Origin of the sequence: Terrisporobacter mayombei (genome assembly GCF_020748465.1) — a bacterium.
GTDB classification, from domain to species: Bacteria; Bacillota; Clostridia; order Peptostreptococcales; family Peptostreptococcaceae; genus Terrisporobacter; species Terrisporobacter mayombei.
Genome location: NZ_JAHZMP010000001.1, coordinates 1,148,421 through 1,167,560, shown reverse-complemented (window position 1 = coordinate 1,167,560; position 19,140 = coordinate 1,148,421). Strand labels below are relative to the sequence as shown.

Below are 19,140 nucleotides of genomic sequence, written 5' to 3'. Positions count from 1 at the left end.
ATTTAAATCCTTCTATTTTATATAAAGTAGAAGGATTTTTTATTAAAATTAAAAAAATTTAACTTTTTGATAAGTAGGTTTAAATCACAGTAAATAAAACATATACAGCTTTGCATAATAATAGATAAAACTTATAGTAACTATATGAGTTGTTGATTGTTAAGGAAATTTTTGTTATATTAATAATAAGAAAAATACAGGGATATAATTTGTATTACAAAAAAATTACAAAATGATATTTGTTATGAATTCCCGTTAATTATAGGTTATAATTTAAAAAATAAGAAAAAATGATAAAAATCATCTATGTGAGACAAAATAAAAGATTTACCTATACTTGGTACAAGGAGGATTAATTTATGAACCTTAAAAGATCATTATCTGCATTGATTATTTTAACCATGCTTTTTACGGGATGCTCCAATTATCAAGTCCAAAATGAAGGCATAACTTTGCCAGATGAAGCAACTAAACAAAAAACTATGACTAAAGTTCAAAATGATGTAAATGAAATAAAAAACAAAGATTACGATTATGTCTTAAGTAATTTGGGAGAGCCCAATGCTACTGCATATTGGATAGATAAAAGTAAGATAGACAGTTTAGACACACTAGATGATGTAGAAAATTTAGAAGATATAAATTTAGTTTATATGAAGAATGTATCAGATGAGAATACTAATAGTACCTCCCTATATCTACATCTAAAAGATAAAGTAGTAAAAAATGCGCAAATAGTTGATTATTCTAGGCCTAATATAACTAGAAATATAAACAAATCTAAAATACTTATAGATTGTTATACTGATGGAGATATAGTTAAAATGTCAGACTTAGATATGAAAAAATTAAATAATTTTATTGGTGCTGATTCTAGTGAAATTTCAACAATAGTAGGAAATAAACAATCATCTTATGATGCATACTTATATGACGAAGTGGAAAAATCTATAAATATTTATAATTTAGATAATGAAGATAAGCTACTAGCCATATTTACAAAAGACAATAAGATATCAGAAATTAAAATTCTTGATAATAAAAAAGAAGTTATAAATGAAATAAAAAATATAATGCTAGATAATTAATAATGAAAAAGTTATAGATTTTAATGAAATCTATAACTTTTTTATAATAAGAAAAATTGTAGGTGAAAATAATAAAAATGAGTAAATTAGAAATAGTTAATTACATTATAGAAAATAAAAAAATACCACAGGGGTTTAATGATTATGTTATCGTTCAAATTAGTGACCTACATAATAAGTCCTTTGGTAAAAACAATATTAGTTTAATTAATAAGATTGATCAAATAAATCCTCAAGTAGTACTTATTACAGGAGATATAATAGACGGAGAAAATAAAAATTTTCAGGTATCATTAGATTTGTTGATAAATCTAACAAATAAATATAAGGTTTATTATATTACTGGCAATCATGAACAAAAAGCTTTAGTAAAAAGATATAAAGAGTTATATAAAGATTATTTTAAAAAGTTACATGAATTATCGGCTATTCACTTAGATAATGAAAAAATTCAGATAAAAAAAGGAAATAGTCATATAAATCTTTATGGAGTAACAATACCTTTTAAATGTTATAAATACTTATTTGATAAGGATAAAAGTCCAAATTTAGATGAGAACTTTTTACAAAACAGTTTACCAATGATAAACAAAAATGAGTATAATATTTTATTAGCTCATACACCTTTTTATTTTGATGATTATGAAAAATGGGGTGCAGATCTTATTTTAGCTGGTCATGTACATGGAGGAATAATTAGACTTCCTGTTGTAGGAGGTTTGCTATCACCAAACAGGCATTTTTTTCCTAAATATGATTTAGGAAGATTTGATAAAAATGATTCTACTATGATAGTTACAAAAGGCCTTGGAGGGTCTAAGGTACTTGTTAGAATTAACTGCAAACCAGAAATTGTTAAGATAACATTAAAGTCTAAATATTATTAGGAGTAAAAATTGAAAGAATTAGGACTACTATAGCATACCCACGAAAAAGTAAGTAATTGTAATATTTCAATGGCAAGAATATCATTAAATCATATAAAGATTTTAAGGAGATGATTTAATGATAGTTAAAAGTAAAGGAATAGTTAATGGGGTTATTGAAGATAAGTATGGCAAGAGAGGTGAAGTTAATGAGTTTGGCATACCAACTTATTCTTTGCCTATAAAAGTAGAATATGCACCAATAAGAACTAGATCTTATGCCGTATTTTTAGAAGACAAAGATGCTATACCAGTAAGTGGCGGATTTTCTTGGATACACTGGTCAGTAGCAAATATTACAACAAATGAAATATTAGAAAATGCAAGTAAAAATAATACTGACTTTGTTCAAGGATTAAATAGCTGGATAAGTATCCAGGGAGGTAAAGTTCCCAAAGAATATGCTTGTTACTATGGAGGAATGGCTCCACCTGATAAACCGCATATTTATGAATTAACAGTATATGCCCTAGACACATTACTGGACTTAGAAAATGGTTTTTATCCAAATGAAATGTTTAGAAAAATGGAAGGTCACATATTAAAAAGCGTAACTATTAAAGGCGTTTATAATAATTAATGATGAGTATTTATGAAGCAATAATGTTACTTTGTTTTGGGGCAGCTTGGCCATTTTCTATATAAATCTTATAAGTCTAAGTTTACAAATGGGAAAAGTAGTTTATTTTTAATATCTATATATTTTAAATACAACGATGGTATTAATTGATTTAATATTGTTTATCAGAAATAGGAAATATGAGAATAGAGTAAGTCTAGAGGAGTAAGTACTGTTTAAAAGAGGAAAAACTACTAAGTTTTATGGCTTAGTAGTTTTTTATTGGAAGTAAATTAGAAAAAATACTGTATACTTATGAAACTTAATATTAAATTATAGTTATAAAAAATGAGTTTTGATATACTGAACTTGAGGATATATTATCATAATAGATTATACAAAACATTATTCTTAATTTACTAAAAATGGGGGTAAAACATGGGACAAGAAAAAGTTTTGAATGAAAGTGTGATGTTTAGAAATAAGAATAATATAGAACTTTATGTACAAAAAAATTTAGTGGAAGATCCAAAGGCTATAATAGTAATAGTGCATGGATTGGCAGAACATTTAGGAAGATATGATTATGTCGTATCTAAATTCAATGATTGGGGATATAGTGTTTATAGATTTGATAATCAAGGGCACGGAAAATCTGAAGGAATAAGAACATATATAGAAACTTATAAAAATTTTGCACAGGATGTTAATGAAATTGTATATATGGCTAAAAATGAAAATGATGATAAAAAGGTTTTTGTACTAGGGCATAGTATGGGTGGAATGATAAGTACAGTATATGGAATAGATTATAAAGACACAGTAGATGGTATAATTTTATCAGCAGGAGTTACTATTGATAAAGCAAAGTTACTAGAAAGTAATAAAGATGTAGAAGATGATGAACAAATACCAAATGCTTTAGGGAATTTAATTTGTACTGATAAAAGAGTAGTAGATGATTACGAAAAGGATCCTTTAGTATGTCATGTAACAGTGGGAAAGATATATAAGGAATGTTACAAGGCAGTAAAATATATATATGAAAATATGAGTCAATTTGAATATCCAGTGTACATATTACATGGTGAAGATGATAAAATAGTTTCATCAGAAGATTCACAAATTCTTTACGAACATATATCTTCTTTAGATAAGAGTTTAAAAATATATCCAGGTCTTTATCATGAAATTATGAATGAATTTGATAAAGATAAGGTACTGGAAGATATACATTATTGGTTGGAAGATAGAATATAAGATATAAATTAGGGCTAGAATATGTATTTAAATTAATACACTTTCTAGCTTTTTCTATTGGAAAATGTATCGGTACAATTTACGTAAAATCATAAAAAATTAAACTTTTATTGTAGTACAATTAAAATTGTACTACTATTTTCTTATAAAAGAAAAACAATAAGGGGGGTACAATTAATGAGCAGAGAAGTATTAAATAAAAATTTAGCACAAATGTTAAAAGGTGGAGTAATAATGGATGTAACTAATCCAGAAGAGGCAACAATAGCACAAAATGCAGGAGCATGTGCAGTTATGGCATTAGAAAGAGTTCCATTTGATATAAGAAAAGAAGGTGGAGTGGCAAGAATGTCAGATCCTAAAATGATAAAAGAAATACAAGAAGCTGTAAGTATACCAGTTATGGCAAAAGTAAGAATAGGACATTTTGTAGAAGCACAAATACTTGAAGCTTTAGAAATAGATTTTATAGATGAAAGTGAAGTTTTAACACCAGCAGATAATGTTTATCATATAGAAAAAACTAAATTTGAAGTTCCCTTTGTTTGTGGAGCAAGAAACTTAGGAGAAGCTCTTAGAAGAATTGGTGAGGGTGCATCGATGATAAGAACAAAAGGTGAAGCAGGAACTGGAGATGTGGTTGAAGCAGTTAAACATATGAGAACGGTAACTTCTCAAATTAGAAAAATAGTATCTATGGGTGAAGAAGAATTAATGAATGCAGCTAAAGAAATGGGAGCACCATACGATTTGGTTAAATATGTTCATGAAAATAATAAGCTTCCAGTAGTAAACTTTGCAGCAGGAGGAATTGCAACTCCAGCAGATGCAGCATTAATGATGCAACTAGGTTGTGATGGTGTATTTGTAGGATCAGGAATATTCAAATCAGACAATCCTCAAAAAAGAGCAGAAGCCATAGTAAAAGCTGTTACAAATTATAATAATCCTAAAGTTTTAGCACAAATATCAGAAGATTTAGGTGGAGCTATGAGCGGTGTGGCGGTGAATACTTTAGAAGATAAAGAATTATTAGCAGCTAGGGGTTGGTAATATGAAAATTGGAGTACTTGCCATGCAAGGTGCTTATGAAGAGCATATAAACATATTAAAAAGTTTAAATGTTGATACTGTAGAAATTAGGAATAAAGAAGATTTAGAAGATATTGATGGGCTAGTTATACCTGGTGGAGAGAGTACTACTATGGGAAAATTAATTAGAAATTTAGATCTATATAATGATTTAAAAGCAAAAATAGAAAGTGGGTTGCCTGTGTGGGGAACATGTGCAGGTATGATTATACTTGCTAAAAGTATTTATGAAGATGATACAAAACATTTGTCTACTATGGATATTGAAGTGAGAAGAAATGCCTATGGAAGACAGCTAGGAAGTTTCCATACGAAGTCTGATATCAAAGGTATTGGTGATGATATTCACATGGTATTTATAAGAGCTCCTTATATAGAATCTGTTGGAGATAAGGTAGAAGTATTATCAGTAGTAGATAAAAATATAGTTGCTGCAAAAGAAAATAATATGTTTGTAACTTCTTTTCATCCAGAATTAACTGATGATAATAGGGTACATAAATACTTTGTAGATATGGTAAAAACTAATATTTAAATAGAAAAATCACTTACTTTTAGAAGTAAGTGATTTTTTGTATTTAAAGTGTTAAAGTTTTTACAAATTTAACCGTATAACTTCTTTGGAGATAATATACAATATTTGGAATTTATTTGAAGTGCAAGTCAATGTTATATTACAAATAATTAATTAAAGCAGGTAAAACCGAGGAGGGGGAACAGGCAAATGAAAAGCATAAAGACGAAAATTTTAGTAATGATTGGTGGAGTAGCAATTTTAGCAATGATTATCTCAGGTGGACTTTCAATAAAAAATACACTTCATACGGTTAGTGATTCTCAAGAAACTATCTCAACACTAACTACAGATAAATTGTCAGTTAATATTGATGAGTATTTCACAAAATACAAGACAATGGTAGTTCAGATGGCAGGGAATACGTCTGTAAGACAAGTATTGACTGAAGCTACTAGAGAGAACTATAAAGATAAATCTTCATTTAAAGATTCATATAAGTATTTGGGATTTGTGGCGGAAAACGATACACAAATATCAACGGCATATGTTTGCTCTGCTAAGGACACATTAGCGTTTGATGGTACTAACTGGATTTCAGATAAAGATTTTGATTTGAAATCAAAAAAATACTGGTTTTCAAATCAAGAAGATATAAAAAATGGTTATATAATAACTGATCCATTTGAGGATGTTATTTCTGGAAATATGATAGTATCATTTGCAGCACCAGTATATAGTTTAGATGGAAAAGAAATCGTTGGTGTAGCAGCTGTAGATATTCCACTTAACGATTTAAGTAAGAAAATAGTATCTACAGAAACAGACTTTGGAAAAGATGCATATACTATGCTTGTATCTAGATCAGGACAAGTGCTAGCAAGTGAAGATAGTGATAAGTTGCTTAAAGATGTTAGTCAAATAGGATTTGATGATACTATGGTAAAAGAAATAGAAAATCCTAGTAAAAAAGTTATAGAATATACTGAGAATGGACAAACACGTTATGGAATTGTAAATTCAACAAGAGATGCTGGTTTAAAAACTATTTTTAGTATAAGTGAAGATCGTTATAATGCATCAGTAAAAAAACAGCAAAAAGAAATGTCTATTACTTATGGAATAGCTATTTTAATTCTTTTAGTAGTAATATACTTTGTTACAAAAAGTATAGTATCACCAATTCAAAAACTTATGGAAGTTACTGAAGAGTTAGCTGAGGGTAATCTAGATGCTGAAATTGATATTGATAATAAAGATGAAACAGGTAAATTAGCTCAATCAATGAAAAAACTAGTTACAAGATTAAATGAGTATATTGTTTATATAGACGAAATATCAGAGTCATTGAATAGATTCTCAGCTGGAGATTTAAATATAGATTTAAAACAATCTTACGATGGAGAGTTTGAAAAAATTAAAGATTCATTAATACAACTTTCTGAGATATTTAAACATACTATAGGTCAAATTGTAGAAGCCTCAGAAAATGTGGCACTAGGTTCAAGAGAAATAGCTACTGCATCACAGGTTCTTGCAGATGGAGCTCTTTATCAAGCAAATACAACAGAAGAACTTACATCTACAGTAAATGATTTATCTGATAGAGTATCAAAAAATGCAGAAAATGCATTAGGTGCTGCTGATCAAATTAAGTCTGTTGGAGAACTTTCAAATTTAAGTAATGATCAAATGCAAAAAATGATGGAAGCAATAACTGAAATAAATAATAAATCTTCAGAAATAGGTAAAGTAATAAAAGTTATTGAAGATATTGCATTCCAAACTAATATATTAGCTTTAAATGCAGCAGTAGAAGCATCTAGAGCTGGAGAAGCAGGTAAAGGATTTGCAGTCGTGGCTGATGAAGTAAGAAATCTAGCAACAAAATCAGCAGATGCAGCAAAAGAAACTACTCACTTAATTGAAGAGTCTATTAAGGCTGTAGAAAATGGAAATAAAATAGCTAATAAAACAGGAGAAATGCTTGTAGAGGTACTGCAAGGTGTATCTGAATCAGTAAAATTAATAGATGAGATATCTGATGAATCTTCTGAGCAAGCTACAGCTCTAAAACAAACATTAGAGGGTATTGAAGAAATAAGTAATGTTGTACAAACAAATGTATCAACATCTGAGGAGAGTTCAGCAGCAAGTAATGATTTATCTAAGCAAGCAGAAGATCTTCGAGCAGTTGCATCTCAATTTAAAATTGAAGATGAGACAAACTAGCATAAAAATAAAGTAAATATTCAAAAGACTAAAGGAAATTAATTTCTTTAGTCTTTTTTAGTTTTTAGAATAGTAATATATTATGAGGAAAAATTTAAGGAGGGAATACTATGGACTTAGGATTTTTAAATGATTATTTAGTTTTAGTAATTGTTGGTATATGTCTGTGTTTAGGTTATATAATAAAAAGTAGCTTAAACTTTATACCAAATAAGTACATACCATTAATAATGGCAGTAACAGGTTGCATATTGAACATATGGATAAATAAGAGTGTAACTGCAGATGTAATATTAGGTGGCATGTTTTCAGGTTTAGCAAGTACAGGAGTTCATCAAGCATTTGTAAATTTAATTCAAAACAAATAGATTATGAAGTGTAAGTAGGGATAACTAGAAATAAAAGAATATCATAAGGAAAGTATGGAGGAAAGAAGCAATTTATGATTATTAATACAGGAAATAGAACAGATATACCAGCTTATTTTAGTGATTGGTTTTATAATAGAATAAAAGAAGGATATGTTTATGCTAGAAATCCATACTATCCAAGTCAAGTTACAAAATATAGACTATCTCCAGATGTGGTAGATTGTATTTGCTTTTGTACCAAAAATCCGGAACCTATAATTTCTCGATTAGGTGAATTGAAGGGATTTAGCCAGTTTTGGTTTGTTACAATTACACCTTATGATAAAGATATAGAACCTAATGTACCAAATAAAGAAAAAGTAATGGAAAGTTTTAAAAAATTATCACCAATAATAGGTCTAGAGAAAATTACATGGAGATATGATCCTATTTTTATTTCAGAGAAATATAGCTTGAATAGCCATATAGAAAACTTTGGAAAAATAGCAACTAGTCTTTCTGGATACACTCAGGAATGTATTATAAGTTTTGTAGATTTATATGAAAAAACAAAGCGTAATTTTCATGGAGTTAGAGAAGTATCAAAAGAAGAACGTGAAATTATAGCAAAAGAATTTGTGACTATTGGAAATAAAAATAATATAAAGATAAAAACTTGTGCAGAAGGATATGAATTATCTAAATTTGGTGTGGACTGTAGTGGATGTATGACACAACCTGTACTGGAGAGGGCAATACATAGCAATTTGAAAGTACCTAAGAAAAAGGGAAGTAGAGAAAGTTGTGACTGCTTGCTTGGCAACGATATAGGTATGTACAATACTTGTTACCATGGATGTTTGTATTGTTACGCTAATTATAGTAAAGATATTGTTAGGGATAACTTTAGAAAGCATAATAAAAACTCACCGTTTTTGATTGGAGATTCTATGGAAGGTGATATTGTTAAAGAGGCTATTCAGCATAGTTATATTGATAATCAAATTTCATTTTTTTAATAAAAAAAGTAGTTACTAAAGAAAAATTCTTAGTAACTACTTTTTCATTGGTGCCGGATGTGGGACTCGAACCCACACGGTATTGCTACCAACGGATTTTGAGTCCGTCGCGTCTGCCATTCCACCAATCCGGCGTATTATTACTAGATTATAACAAAGGATTGAATTAAAATCAAGTCTAAAGGAATATTTAATTATAATAAAAATGTTTTAAGATACTTAAAAAGGTAAAGTATATATAACAGTGCACATGAAAAATGTATGATTGATAATTATGAATATAAGGTGATTTTCTTATTAAACACCTTAATATAATTTGATTATTGTGGTATTATTAAATAATAATATATGGGTATATAATAAGATATATAAATATATAATATTGAAAAATATAGGAGTGATAAACTTGGACAAAAGATTAATAATTATAGATGGAAACTCGATAATAAATAGAGCATTTTATGCATTACCAGACATGAGCAACAGTGATGGATTAAAAACTAATGCTATATATGGTTTTACTAGAATGTTATTTAAAATAATAGATGATTATAAACCAACTCATATAAGTGTTGCCTTCGATATGAAAGCGCCAACATTTAGACATAAGGAATTTACTGACTACAAAGCAGGAAGAAAGAAAATGCCTGATGAACTTGGTCAACAATTAGAGCCCTTAAAAGAATTATTAGATACTTTTAATATTCATAGAATGGAAATGGCAGGATATGAAGCTGATGACTTAATCGGTACAGTTTCAAAAATGGGAGAAGATAACGACTTTAAAGTATACATAGTTACAGGAGATAAAGATGCTATACAACTTGCATCAAACAAAACAACTACATTAATCACTAAAAAAGGTGTTGGAGAAGTGGAAGAATACAACTATGATTCAGTTATAGAAAGATATGAAATGACTCCTACACAATTTATAGATTTAAAAGGATTAATGGGAGATAAATCAGACAATATACCAGGGGTTCCAGGTATAGGAGAAAAAACAGGTATAAAACTTATAAAAGAGTTTTCTTCAGTTGAAAATTTAATAGAAAACACTGATAAGCTAAAAGGAAGCGTTAAGAAAAAAATAGAAGAAAACAAAGAGCAAGCTGTATTTAGTAAAAAACTTGCTACAATTATAAGAGATGTACCTATTGAAGTAAGCTTAGATGAACTATCTTTTGGAGATTATGATAAAAATGCAGTAATAGAAGAGTTCAAAAAATTTGGATTTAATACATTAATAAAACAAGTGCTATCTATGGATGGTGGAAGTGAAGAATCTGCTGTAGAAGAAAAGATAAATTTAAATATTAATCATTTAGATAATGTGGAAGAATTTAAAAAAGAGCTTGAAAAAACGAATAAGCTATTTATAAAAATTGTAAAAAAAGTAGGCAATATATTAGATAAGAATATACTATATGTATTTGTGAGTTCAAATGGAAGTGATATATATTACTTAAATGGTGAAGAATTAGAATTAATAAAAGATATAATTTCCAATGAAGAAATTAAAAAAATAGGTTACAATTTAAAAGACGATTATCTAGCTTTAAAGCCATACAATATGGAAATGAATAATATTTTCTTTGATATAGCTATAGGAGAATATTTAATAGATTCAAAATCATCTACTTCTTATGAATGTAGTGATATAGCAATGAAATATTTAACTAAAAAGATAAAATCTGAAGAAGAAATATTAGGAAAAGGTGCTAAAGCCAAGAAGTTCCAAGACTTAGATATGGACGAATTAAGTACATACTTTGGAGAAATGATAAATATCGTTTATAATGTATATCCAATTATGGAGAAAGCATTTAAAGATATGGAAATGGAATACTTATTTTATGATGTGGAAATGTCATTGGTAGAAGTATTAGGATCTATGGAATATTATGGTGTTGCAGTTGATAAAAATCAATTAAGAGAGCTTGGAGATAAGTTTAAAAATATAATTGCAAACCTAGAAGAAGAAATATTCTTACTTGCTGGAGAAAAATTCAATATAAATTCACCAAAACAATTGGGAGTCATATTATTTGAAAAGCTAGAATTACCAGTAATTAAGAAAACTAAAACAGGATACTCTACAAATGCAGATGTATTAGAAAAGCTTAGAGATAAACATGAAATAATAGACAAAATTACTGAATATAGACAAATAGTTAAGCTAAACTCAACATATGTGGAAGGATTAAGTAACATAATCAATCCGATAAGTGGTAGAATTCATTCTTCATTTAATCAAACAATAACAACTACAGGAAGAATATCATCTACGGAGCCAAATCTACAAAATATACCTGTTAAAACAGAAATGGGTAGAGAAATAAGAAAAGTATTTATTGCTGATGAAAACTCAAAACTAGTAGATGCAGATTACTCTCAAGTAGAACTTAGAGTATTAGCTCATATGAGTGGTGACGAGCATATGATAGAAGCATTCCAAAATCATATAGATATTCACTCAAAAACAGCATCACAAATATTCAATGTAGATGTAAATGAAGTTAACTCTACACAAAGAAGTGAAGCTAAAGCTATAAACTTTGGTATAGTTTATGGTAAAACAGATTTTGGTTTATCACAAGATTTAAATATACCTGTGGCAAAAGCTAAGGCTTATATAGAAAGTTATTTTGCAAATTACTCTAGAATAAAGTATTTTATGGACAAAGTTATTGAACAGGCAAAAGAAAAAGGTTATGTATTAACTGAGTTTAATAGAAGAAGATATATACCAGAAATAAATTCAAGTAATTTTATGGTGAGAAAACAAGGTGAAAGATTTGCCATGAATGCTCCTATTCAAGGAAGCGCAGCTGATATCATAAAAATAGCTATGGTTAATGTATATAATAGATTAAAAGATGAGCAACTTAAATCAAAACTAATATTACAAGTACACGATGAACTTATAGTTGAGGCAGTGGAAGAAGAAATAGATAAAGTATGCAAAATAGTAAAAGAAGAAATGGAATCGGCAGTTAATTTACAAGTACATCTAGATGTGGATTTAAATGTTGGCAATTCATGGTATGAAACTAAGTAGGTGAAAGTATGCTTATTTTAGGGTTAACTGGGAATATTGGCTGTGGAAAAAGTAGCTTGTCTACAATATTTATTGAGGAAAATATAGATATAGTTGATGCAGATATTATTGCACGACAAATTTATAATGATGAAAATTTACTTAAGAAAGTATATGATACTTTCGGAAATGATATAAAAAATCATGATGGTTCTTTAAATAGAAAGGCTTTAGGAAAAATAGTTTTTAATGATGACAAAAAATTAATTCAACTTAACAAATTAACTCATCCAGTAATAAGACAAAATGTAAGTAATCAAATTGATGAGTATAAAAAGCAGAATAAAAAAATAGTAATACTAGATGCAGCGCTACTTGTTGAGTCAGATTATTTAAATTTTGTTGATAAATTACTAGTAGTTACTTGTAATGAAGATATACAAATTGAAAGAATAAAAAATAGAGATAATTGTTCTACTGAGGAGGCACTTAGTAGAATAAAATCTCAAATGAGTCAAGAAAATAAGGCGAAATATGCAGATTATATAATAGATAATTCAGGTACAATTGACGAGTTGAAGAAAAAGGCTTTTATATTTTTGAATTATATAAAGGAGAATTGGAGTGTATAAGAAGAGTATTATAATTTTATCTGTTATTATAATCTTAGGCGGAGCAATTTATCTAGAAGGGGGCAGAATAAAAACATTACTCTACCCAAGAAAGTACTCTGTATATGTGCAAAAATATGCAGGGGAATATAATCTAGATGAAAATTTAGTTTATAGTATTATAAAAGCAGAAAGTAAATTTAATGAAGAAGCACTATCACGTAGAGGTGCAAAAGGTTTGATGCAAATTGCAGATATTACAAGAGATTGGGCAATAGAAGAGTTAGAGTTAAATGATGATATAGATGTTTATGATCCAGAAACTAACATAAGAATAGGTTGTTGGTATCTTAACACCTTATATAAAGAATTCGGAAAAACTGACTTAGTCGTTGCAGCATATAATGGTGGTTCTGGAAATGTAAGAAAATGGCTGTCAGATGAAGAGTTTAGTAAGGACGGAGAAAACTTACATACTATACCTTTTTCTGAAACTGATAAATATGTAATTAAAGTAAAGAAAAATTATGAGCAATATAATATGTTATACAGCAAGGAAGGAAGGAACTAATGAAGAAAAAATTAATAAAACTTCTAGCCGTAGTTTTAACCATAGTTCTGGGAACTGTAGGATGTGCTAAAGAAAAAGAAAATAAAAATAATAATGACGAGATAAATGAATTAAATATTCAAGAATCTAATTACATTCATTTGACGATGTTATTTCCAACTACTATAAACCCTATACTAAACAAAGATAAGTCAGTAGGATATATAATGAATTTGATTTATGATGGTTTATTCGAAATTGATGAAAATTACAACGTGGAGCAAAGGTTAGTTGAAAAATATACAAAGTCTTCAGATGGAAAAAGTATAAATATTAAATTAAATTCTGATGCTGCTTGGCATGATAACAAGGAGGTAACTTCTAGCGATGTTAGCTTTACTGTGGATTTAATCAAAAAAACTAATGATAGTCCTTATGCAGACTTAGTAAAAAATATTGAATCAATACATATAAGTGACAGCAAAAATTTTACTATTAATTTGAAAGAAAATGATCCTTTTGCAATAGATAAATTAACGTTCCCTATTGTTTCAAAGGAAAGACTAGGTAACCTAAAAACCGATGAGGTAAGCCAGTATAAATACAACCTTTTAGGAAACGGACCTTATAAAATAAAGGATTATGTGGATAGAAAATATATTATTCTTGAGAGAAATGAAGAATATTTTGGGAATCTACCAGAAAATAGAAAACAGATATTTGTAAAATTAGTTCCTGATAAGGAATCTCAAACACAGATGGTACTTGCATTAGACAGTGATATTGCAAGTATAGATTTATCAGAATTAAGTAAGTTCGAGAAAAAGAAAGAATTTAATATAACTAACTACGAAGGTAGAGATTATGAAATGGTTATGTTTAATTACAATAATGAATTTTTAAACAATGTGAGTTTTAGAAAAGCTATAATATCTGCCATAGATAGAGAGAAACTTTTAAAAGAAGCTTATGTAGGAAATGCAACCTTATCATATTTCCCACTTAACACAAATAGCAAATATTATAATAAAGATATTGATAAATTAGCATTTAATAAAGAGAAGGCAATAGAATATTTAACTGAAGGACTTAAATCAGTGAATGAATCTTTAGAATCTCAAAAACAAGCTGAATCAAGTAAACAAAGCTCACAAGGTATAATAGAAGATAATTCTACTGGTATATCAGCTAACTCAGAGATTTCAAAAAAAGAAATGAAAGCAATGTTAAATCAAGTAGAATTAAATATAGTAGTATCTGACAGTAATGGTGAAAGAATAAAGGTTGCAAATATCATAAGACAAAATTTAGCCTCAATAGGAATTAAAAGTGTGGTAAAAGAATTAAATGAAAAAGATTTAACGAAAGCTATCGATTCTAAAGACTATGATTTAGCAGTAGTTGGTTACTCTTTATCAAGTATTCCAGATGCTAGAGGTATATTAGAAGCATGTAATATAAAAGATAAGGAATTATCAACTTATATTAAATCCTTAGGGAATTCTAAATCAGATGATGAAACAAAAAAGATATATGACCAAATTCAAAAATATGTGGCTGAAAAAGCTTCGTTTATATCTTTAGGAATATTAGATAATTTTGTAGTATCTAATAAGAGACTTGAAGGAACTATTCATCCTAACGATTTTGATATTTATAAAGGAATTTCGAACTTACAAATGAGTAAATAAACTAATTAACAGGAGGAAAAACTACATGGAAAGAAAGTTATCTATTGAAGGAATGAGATGTAGCCACTGTGTGGCAAATTTAAAAGATGTTCTAACAGAAGATATTACGGGAGTAGAGGTCTTAGAAGTTAATTTAGATGGAAAGTATGCTATTGTTAATATGGAGGATAGTGTAGATATTGAAAAAGTTAAAGAATTAATAGAGGATTTAGGTTTTAACTTAATAAGCGTAGAATAAATTAAAAATAAAATAAATTGATACAAATAAAATAATTTATATCTGATAAAAAGGAATATTTATATAATATTCCTTTTTCTATTTTTAAAAATCTATAGAATTGTATTAAAAGGCTAGGTGTATTATAATATAAAGGACTTTAAAAATAGATTTAGGAGGGGTAACATGGGAAAAATAAATCTAGACTGGAAAAACTTAGGGTTTGATTACAGACAAACTGCTAAAAGATATGTATCTAATTATGAGCATGGAACTTGGGATGAAGGAATTTTAACAGAAGATTCAAATGTTGTAATTAATGAATGTGCAGGGGTTTTACAGTATGCACAAACTTGTTTTGAAGGTTTAAAAGCTTACAGAACAGAGGAGGGAAAGGTAGTTATATTTAGACCGGACCTTAATGCTGAACGTTTAGCAGATTCAGCAAGAAGACTGCATATGCCGATAATACCACAGGAAAAATTCTTAGATGCTATAGAGCAGGTTGTATTGGCTAATATTGATTTTGTACCACCATTTGGAAGTGGAGGAACATTATATATAAGACCATATATATTTGGAAGTGGATCAGTAATAGGGGTAAAACCAGATACTAAATTCCAATTCAGAGCATTCACAACGCCTGTTGGGCCATACTTTAAGGGAGGAGTTAAGCCACTTAGTATATGCGTAAGTGATTTTGATAGAGCAGCACCACATGGTACAGGTCATGTAAAAGCTGGCTTAAACTATGCTATGAGTTTACATGCACTTCAAGTTGCTCATGAAAATGGATTTGATGAAAACATGTATTTAGATGCTGAAACAAGAACAAAAGTTGAAGAAACAGGTGGAGCAAACTTTATATTTATAACAAAGGATGAAAAGATAGTTACACCAAAATCTGATACTATACTACCATCAATAACACGTCGTTCTTTAATGCACGTTGCAAAAGAATATCTTGGACTAGAAGTGGAAGAAAGAGAAGTACATGTGGAAGAATTAAAGGATTTTGCAGAATGTGCTTTATGTGGAACAGCAGCAGTATTATCACCTGTTGGAAAGGTAACTTATAAGGATGAAGTAATATGCTTCCCAAATGGAACAACTGAAATGGGACCAATTTGTAAAAAATTATATGATACATTAACAGGAATACAAATGGGTAAAATTGAAGCACCAGAAGGTTGGATAAAAGTAATAGCTGATTAATAGAGAATATAAAAATATTTAGATAAAAATTAGTCATTATGAAAACTATTTTGAATGTATTTCCTTTGGGTAAAATTCAAAATAGTTTTTTATTTTATAATTTACATTAAAAATGCATTGATAATATTAATATATAAATAGTGAGTATATTAATATTATAGTTTTTGGAGATTGAATTTTTAGTAGCTGTAATTATAATGTAAAAGAGGGCAACTTTATGACTTATAATTGACTTTATTATAATATAATGCTATTATTTTGGTAACATTTGACAAAATAATTGTAGATTGAGAGGGAGAGAAATGGCATATAAATGGTCCGATGATTTACTAACAGGGAATATGCAAATTGATAATGAGCACAAAGAATTAATAAAAGCAATTAATGATTTGTTAGACGCTTGTAGCAAGGGGAAAGGTAGAACTGAATTAGAAAGAACAGTGAAATTTTTATCTTCTTATACAAAAACACATTTTGCTCATGAAGAGGCTTTACAAATAAAATATAATTACCCTGATTACAATAATCATAAAAAATATCATAAATATTTTGTAGAACAAGTTGAAAATATACATAAAAAACTTTTAGCAGAGGGTTCAAATATTGTTTTGGTGGGAGAAATCAATAATAAAGTCGGCAATTGGATAATTAATCACATAAAAAGAGAAGATGTTAAAGTAGCACAACATATAAAAAGTAAATTAAAATAATTCAACTAAAAATATATATTATGCAAATAAATAATTTTTAGCTGATATTATAAAGAAAATACCTAGAGAAGTTCTCTAGGTATTTTCTTTATAATATCAGCTAGCTCAAGTAGAGCAAAGCTGATTTTTATATGTTAATTATTTTAGAGGGCGTAACTTACTGTATATTTATCATCATTGCTTAAATAAACTCTATTTACTCTTCTATTTATATTACATAGAACTTCATGATCTATAGTATCTACATTTTGAGAAATATTACCGATTCGTATACCATCAATATCTCCAATTAAAATAACTTCATCTTCCATATTTACATCAAGGTCATCTGGTATTTCTAACATGGTTTGATCCATACAGATTCTACCAACAATATTAACTAACCTACCATTTACAAATGCCTTTGGATTTTTTTGAGTTCTAGGGAATCCATCAGCGTAGCCAACAGGTATAGTAGCTATTTTAGTGTCTTTATCAACTGTATAAGTACCTCCATAACTAACACTAGTTCCTTTTTCTATAGTTTTGATATTGCTTATTTTAGTTTTCAATTCAAGGCAAGTTTTTAAATCTATTTCTCTACTAACATCATCTGATGGATAACATCCATATAGTGAAACACCTAATCTAACCATATTAAAATCACAATCTCTTAAATCTAGTATGGCAGCACTATTAGAAACATGTCTTATAGGAACGTTTAAATTATCAGATTCTAATGCTTCTATAACTTTATTATATTTTGAAATTTGATTGAAAGTAGCATCTTTATTAGCTTCATCAGCTTTTGCAAAGTGAGTATAAATACCTTCAACAATTATATTTTCAAAATTGAATATTCTTTTTATATCATTAATAGAATCTTCGTTTACTAAGAATCCTATTCTACTCATACCTGTATCTAACTTAATATGAACATAAGCTTTTTTATTTATTTTCTTAGCAAAGTTATTAATATTTTTAGCCATTTCAAGTGAATATACTGTGATTCTTATATTATTATCTATAGCATGTTGTATTTTACAACTATCAATATAACCCATACATAAAATAGGAGTTTTTATATTATTTTGAGAAAGCTCTAAACCTTCTTCTAATCTAGCAACAGAAAAGAAATCTACATTTTCCTTTTCTAAGAATTTAGCAACCTCTACGCCACCATGCCCGTAAGCGTTTGCCTTTATTACACAACAAAGCTTAGTGTTATCTTTTAATGCACTTTTTACGCTATTTACATTGTATTTTATATTTTCTAAATTTATTTCTGCCCATGTGCTTGAATTTATCATAATAAATCAACCTTTCTGTTTAATTAAATTAAATTTTTGTTTGAAATATTTAATTCTATTTAAAATATACTATACAAAAAATATAATGTCAATTAAATTTAATAAAAACGAAAAAAATTAAATATAATTTAAGATAATTGCATATTATATTTATAATTGATATAATTATTCAATAGATCTTTTTATAATAAATAAAAACGAGGTAAAATCAATGAATGATGTAGAAATTTCAAAAAAAATTTGTGAATATAGAAAAAGAAAAGGATTAACTATAAAGGAGTTAGCAAATCTTACAGGTGTAACATCTTCTTTACTTAGTCAAATAGAAAAAGGAACTGCAAACCCATCATTAAATACAATTAAGCAAATTTCCAACGCCTTAAATATACCTTTGTTTAATTTTTTTATTAATGATAGCCATACAGAAAATTTAGTAGTAAGGAAAAATAAAAGGAAAAAAATGGTATTTAAAGATGGTGAGAATTTGGCTTATGAGTTGCTTACCCCTAATTTACAAGGTGATATAGAATTCGTTCTTATGACAATACCACCAAATGAATCCTCATCAAATGAGCAATTTAGTCATAAAGGCGAAGAAGTTGCTTATGTAATAAATGGGAAAGTAAATCTTTATATGATGAATACAGTTATAGAGTTGAATTGTGGAGATAGTGTTAAGATTCCAACACTTACTCAACATAAATGGGAAAATATGAGTAATAAAGAATGTCAGGTAATATTTGCAGTTACGCCACCATCTTTTTAACAATATAAAGT

18 protein-coding genes and 1 tRNA gene are annotated in these 19,140 nt (G+C 28.1%); 17 read left to right on the top strand and 2 right to left on the bottom strand.

Annotated elements, in window-relative coordinates:
* The first annotated feature begins 359 nt into the window (after nt 1–359).
* From K0039_RS05630 to K0039_RS05590, 9 genes are all read left to right on the top strand, one after another.
* Nucleotides 360–1,088, top strand: a complete 729-nt coding sequence (locus tag K0039_RS05630) for a hypothetical protein (RefSeq protein ID WP_228104044.1) — start codon at nt 360–362, stop codon at nt 1,086–1,088.
* A 77-nt stretch (nt 1,089–1,165) separates the two neighbouring features.
* Nucleotides 1,166–1,975 carry a metallophosphoesterase gene (locus K0039_RS05625; protein WP_228104043.1) on the top strand — a complete coding sequence of 270 codons (810 nt, stop codon included), beginning with the start codon at nt 1,166–1,168 and terminating at the stop codon, nt 1,973–1,975.
* A gap of 118 nt (nt 1,976–2,093) precedes the next feature.
* Nucleotides 2,094–2,594 carry a YbhB/YbcL family Raf kinase inhibitor-like protein gene (locus tag K0039_RS05620; RefSeq protein ID WP_228104042.1) on the top strand — a complete coding sequence of 167 codons (501 nt, stop codon included), beginning with the start codon at nt 2,094–2,096 and terminating at the stop codon, nt 2,592–2,594.
* 417 nt (nt 2,595–3,011) lie between these two features.
* Nucleotides 3,012–3,833 carry an alpha/beta hydrolase gene (locus K0039_RS05615; RefSeq protein ID WP_228104041.1) on the top strand — a complete coding sequence of 274 codons (822 nt, stop codon included), beginning with the start codon at nt 3,012–3,014 and terminating at the stop codon, nt 3,831–3,833.
* A 177-nt stretch (nt 3,834–4,010) separates the two neighbouring features.
* On the top strand, nt 4,011–4,886 hold the full coding sequence (gene pdxS, locus K0039_RS05610) for a pyridoxal 5'-phosphate synthase lyase subunit PdxS (RefSeq protein ID WP_228104040.1): 876 nt from the start codon (nt 4,011–4,013) through the stop codon (nt 4,884–4,886).
* Nucleotide 4,887: 1 nt separating this feature from the next.
* Nucleotides 4,888–5,460: a pyridoxal 5'-phosphate synthase glutaminase subunit PdxT gene (gene pdxT, locus K0039_RS05605; RefSeq protein ID WP_228104039.1), complete on the top strand. Its 573-nt coding sequence runs from the start codon at nt 4,888–4,890 to the stop codon at nt 5,458–5,460.
* A 189-nt stretch (nt 5,461–5,649) separates the two neighbouring features.
* Complete coding sequence (locus K0039_RS05600) at nt 5,650–7,671, top strand: methyl-accepting chemotaxis protein (protein WP_228104038.1); 2,022 nt, start codon at nt 5,650–5,652, stop codon at nt 7,669–7,671.
* Between the two features lie 110 nt (nt 7,672–7,781).
* Entirely contained in the window at nt 7,782–8,039 is a 258-nt protein-coding gene (locus K0039_RS05595) for a phage holin family protein (RefSeq protein ID WP_018591571.1), read from the top strand.
* A gap of 74 nt (nt 8,040–8,113) precedes the next feature.
* A complete protein-coding gene (locus K0039_RS05590) occupies nt 8,114–9,040 on the top strand; it encodes a DUF1848 domain-containing protein (RefSeq protein WP_228104037.1) in 927 nt (308 codons plus the stop codon).
* Nucleotides 9,041–9,088: 48 nt separating this feature from the next.
* Here the strand turns inward: K0039_RS05590 and K0039_RS05585 are convergent.
* Nucleotides 9,089–9,174: transfer RNA gene (locus tag K0039_RS05585), tRNA-Leu, on the bottom strand.
* 272 nt (nt 9,175–9,446) lie between these two features.
* Here K0039_RS05585 and polA point away from each other — a divergent pair.
* The 7 genes from polA (at nt 9,447) to K0039_RS05550 (ending at nt 17,074) form a co-directional block, all read left to right on the top strand.
* The gene (gene polA, locus K0039_RS05580; RefSeq protein ID WP_228104036.1) at nt 9,447–12,101 is read left to right on the top strand and encodes a DNA polymerase I; all 2,655 of its coding nucleotides are present in this window, start codon (nt 9,447–9,449) and stop codon (nt 12,099–12,101) included.
* Nucleotides 12,102–12,109: 8 nt separating this feature from the next.
* Nucleotides 12,110–12,712 carry a dephospho-CoA kinase gene (coaE, locus tag K0039_RS05575; RefSeq protein WP_228104035.1) on the top strand — a complete coding sequence of 201 codons (603 nt, stop codon included), beginning with the start codon at nt 12,110–12,112 and terminating at the stop codon, nt 12,710–12,712.
* On the top strand, nt 12,705–13,262 hold the full coding sequence (locus K0039_RS05570; protein ID WP_228104034.1) for a lytic transglycosylase domain-containing protein: 558 nt from the start codon (nt 12,705–12,707) through the stop codon (nt 13,260–13,262). The genes coaE and K0039_RS05570 overlap by 8 nt, the downstream gene beginning before the upstream one ends.
* The gene (locus tag K0039_RS05565) at nt 13,262–14,932 is read left to right on the top strand and encodes an ABC transporter substrate-binding protein (protein ID WP_228104033.1); all 1,671 of its coding nucleotides are present in this window, start codon (nt 13,262–13,264) and stop codon (nt 14,930–14,932) included. The genes K0039_RS05570 and K0039_RS05565 overlap by 1 nt, the downstream gene beginning before the upstream one ends.
* A gap of 25 nt (nt 14,933–14,957) precedes the next feature.
* Nucleotides 14,958–15,170, top strand: coding sequence for a heavy-metal-associated domain-containing protein (locus K0039_RS05560; RefSeq protein ID WP_228104032.1), 213 nt, complete (start codon nt 14,958–14,960; stop codon nt 15,168–15,170).
* A 165-nt stretch (nt 15,171–15,335) separates the two neighbouring features.
* Nucleotides 15,336–16,364, top strand: coding sequence for a branched-chain amino acid aminotransferase (locus K0039_RS05555; protein ID WP_228104031.1), 1,029 nt, complete (start codon nt 15,336–15,338; stop codon nt 16,362–16,364).
* Nucleotides 16,365–16,666: 302 nt separating this feature from the next.
* Nucleotides 16,667–17,074: a bacteriohemerythrin gene (locus K0039_RS05550; protein WP_228104030.1), complete on the top strand. Its 408-nt coding sequence runs from the start codon at nt 16,667–16,669 to the stop codon at nt 17,072–17,074.
* A 143-nt stretch (nt 17,075–17,217) separates the two neighbouring features.
* Here K0039_RS05550 and alr read toward each other — a convergent pair whose 3' ends face one another.
* A complete protein-coding gene (gene alr, locus K0039_RS05545) occupies nt 17,218–18,363 on the bottom strand; it encodes an alanine racemase (protein WP_228104029.1) in 1,146 nt (381 codons plus the stop codon).
* 211 nt (nt 18,364–18,574) lie between these two features.
* On the opposite strand from alr, the gene K0039_RS05540 reads away from it, so the two are divergent.
* On the top strand, nt 18,575–19,129 hold the full coding sequence (locus K0039_RS05540) for a helix-turn-helix domain-containing protein (protein ID WP_228104028.1): 555 nt from the start codon (nt 18,575–18,577) through the stop codon (nt 19,127–19,129).
* The last annotated feature ends 11 nt before the right edge of the window (nt 19,130–19,140 follow it).

Excerpts from the sequence above, each read along its gene's own strand:
- K0039_RS05630 (WP_228104044.1), top strand. The coding sequence starts at position 360 with ATGAACCTTAAAAGATCATTATCTGCATTGATTATTTTAACCATGCTT.
- K0039_RS05625 (WP_228104043.1), top strand. The coding sequence starts at position 1,166 with ATGAGTAAATTAGAAATAGTTAATTACATTATAGAAAATAAAAAAATA.
- K0039_RS05620 (WP_228104042.1), top strand. The coding sequence starts at position 2,094 with ATGATAGTTAAAAGTAAAGGAATAGTTAATGGGGTTATTGAAGATAAG.
- K0039_RS05615 (WP_228104041.1), top strand. The coding sequence starts at position 3,012 with ATGGGACAAGAAAAAGTTTTGAATGAAAGTGTGATGTTTAGAAATAAG.
- pdxS (WP_228104040.1), top strand. The coding sequence starts at position 4,011 with ATGAGCAGAGAAGTATTAAATAAAAATTTAGCACAAATGTTAAAAGGT.
- pdxT (WP_228104039.1), top strand. The coding sequence starts at position 4,888 with ATGAAAATTGGAGTACTTGCCATGCAAGGTGCTTATGAAGAGCATATA.
- K0039_RS05600 (WP_228104038.1), top strand. The coding sequence starts at position 5,650 with ATGAAAAGCATAAAGACGAAAATTTTAGTAATGATTGGTGGAGTAGCA.
- K0039_RS05595 (WP_018591571.1), top strand. The coding sequence starts at position 7,782 with ATGGACTTAGGATTTTTAAATGATTATTTAGTTTTAGTAATTGTTGGT.
- K0039_RS05590 (WP_228104037.1), top strand. The coding sequence starts at position 8,114 with ATGATTATTAATACAGGAAATAGAACAGATATACCAGCTTATTTTAGT.
- coaE (WP_228104035.1), top strand. The coding sequence starts at position 12,110 with ATGCTTATTTTAGGGTTAACTGGGAATATTGGCTGTGGAAAAAGTAGC.
- K0039_RS05565 (WP_228104033.1), top strand. The coding sequence starts at position 13,262 with ATGAAGAAAAAATTAATAAAACTTCTAGCCGTAGTTTTAACCATAGTT.
- K0039_RS05560 (WP_228104032.1), top strand. The coding sequence starts at position 14,958 with ATGGAAAGAAAGTTATCTATTGAAGGAATGAGATGTAGCCACTGTGTG.
- K0039_RS05555 (WP_228104031.1), top strand. The coding sequence starts at position 15,336 with ATGGGAAAAATAAATCTAGACTGGAAAAACTTAGGGTTTGATTACAGA.
- K0039_RS05550 (WP_228104030.1), top strand. The coding sequence starts at position 16,667 with ATGGCATATAAATGGTCCGATGATTTACTAACAGGGAATATGCAAATT.
- alr (WP_228104029.1), bottom strand. The coding sequence starts at position 18,363 with ATGATAAATTCAAGCACATGGGCAGAAATAAATTTAGAAAATATAAAA.
- K0039_RS05540 (WP_228104028.1), top strand. The coding sequence starts at position 18,575 with ATGAATGATGTAGAAATTTCAAAAAAAATTTGTGAATATAGAAAAAGA.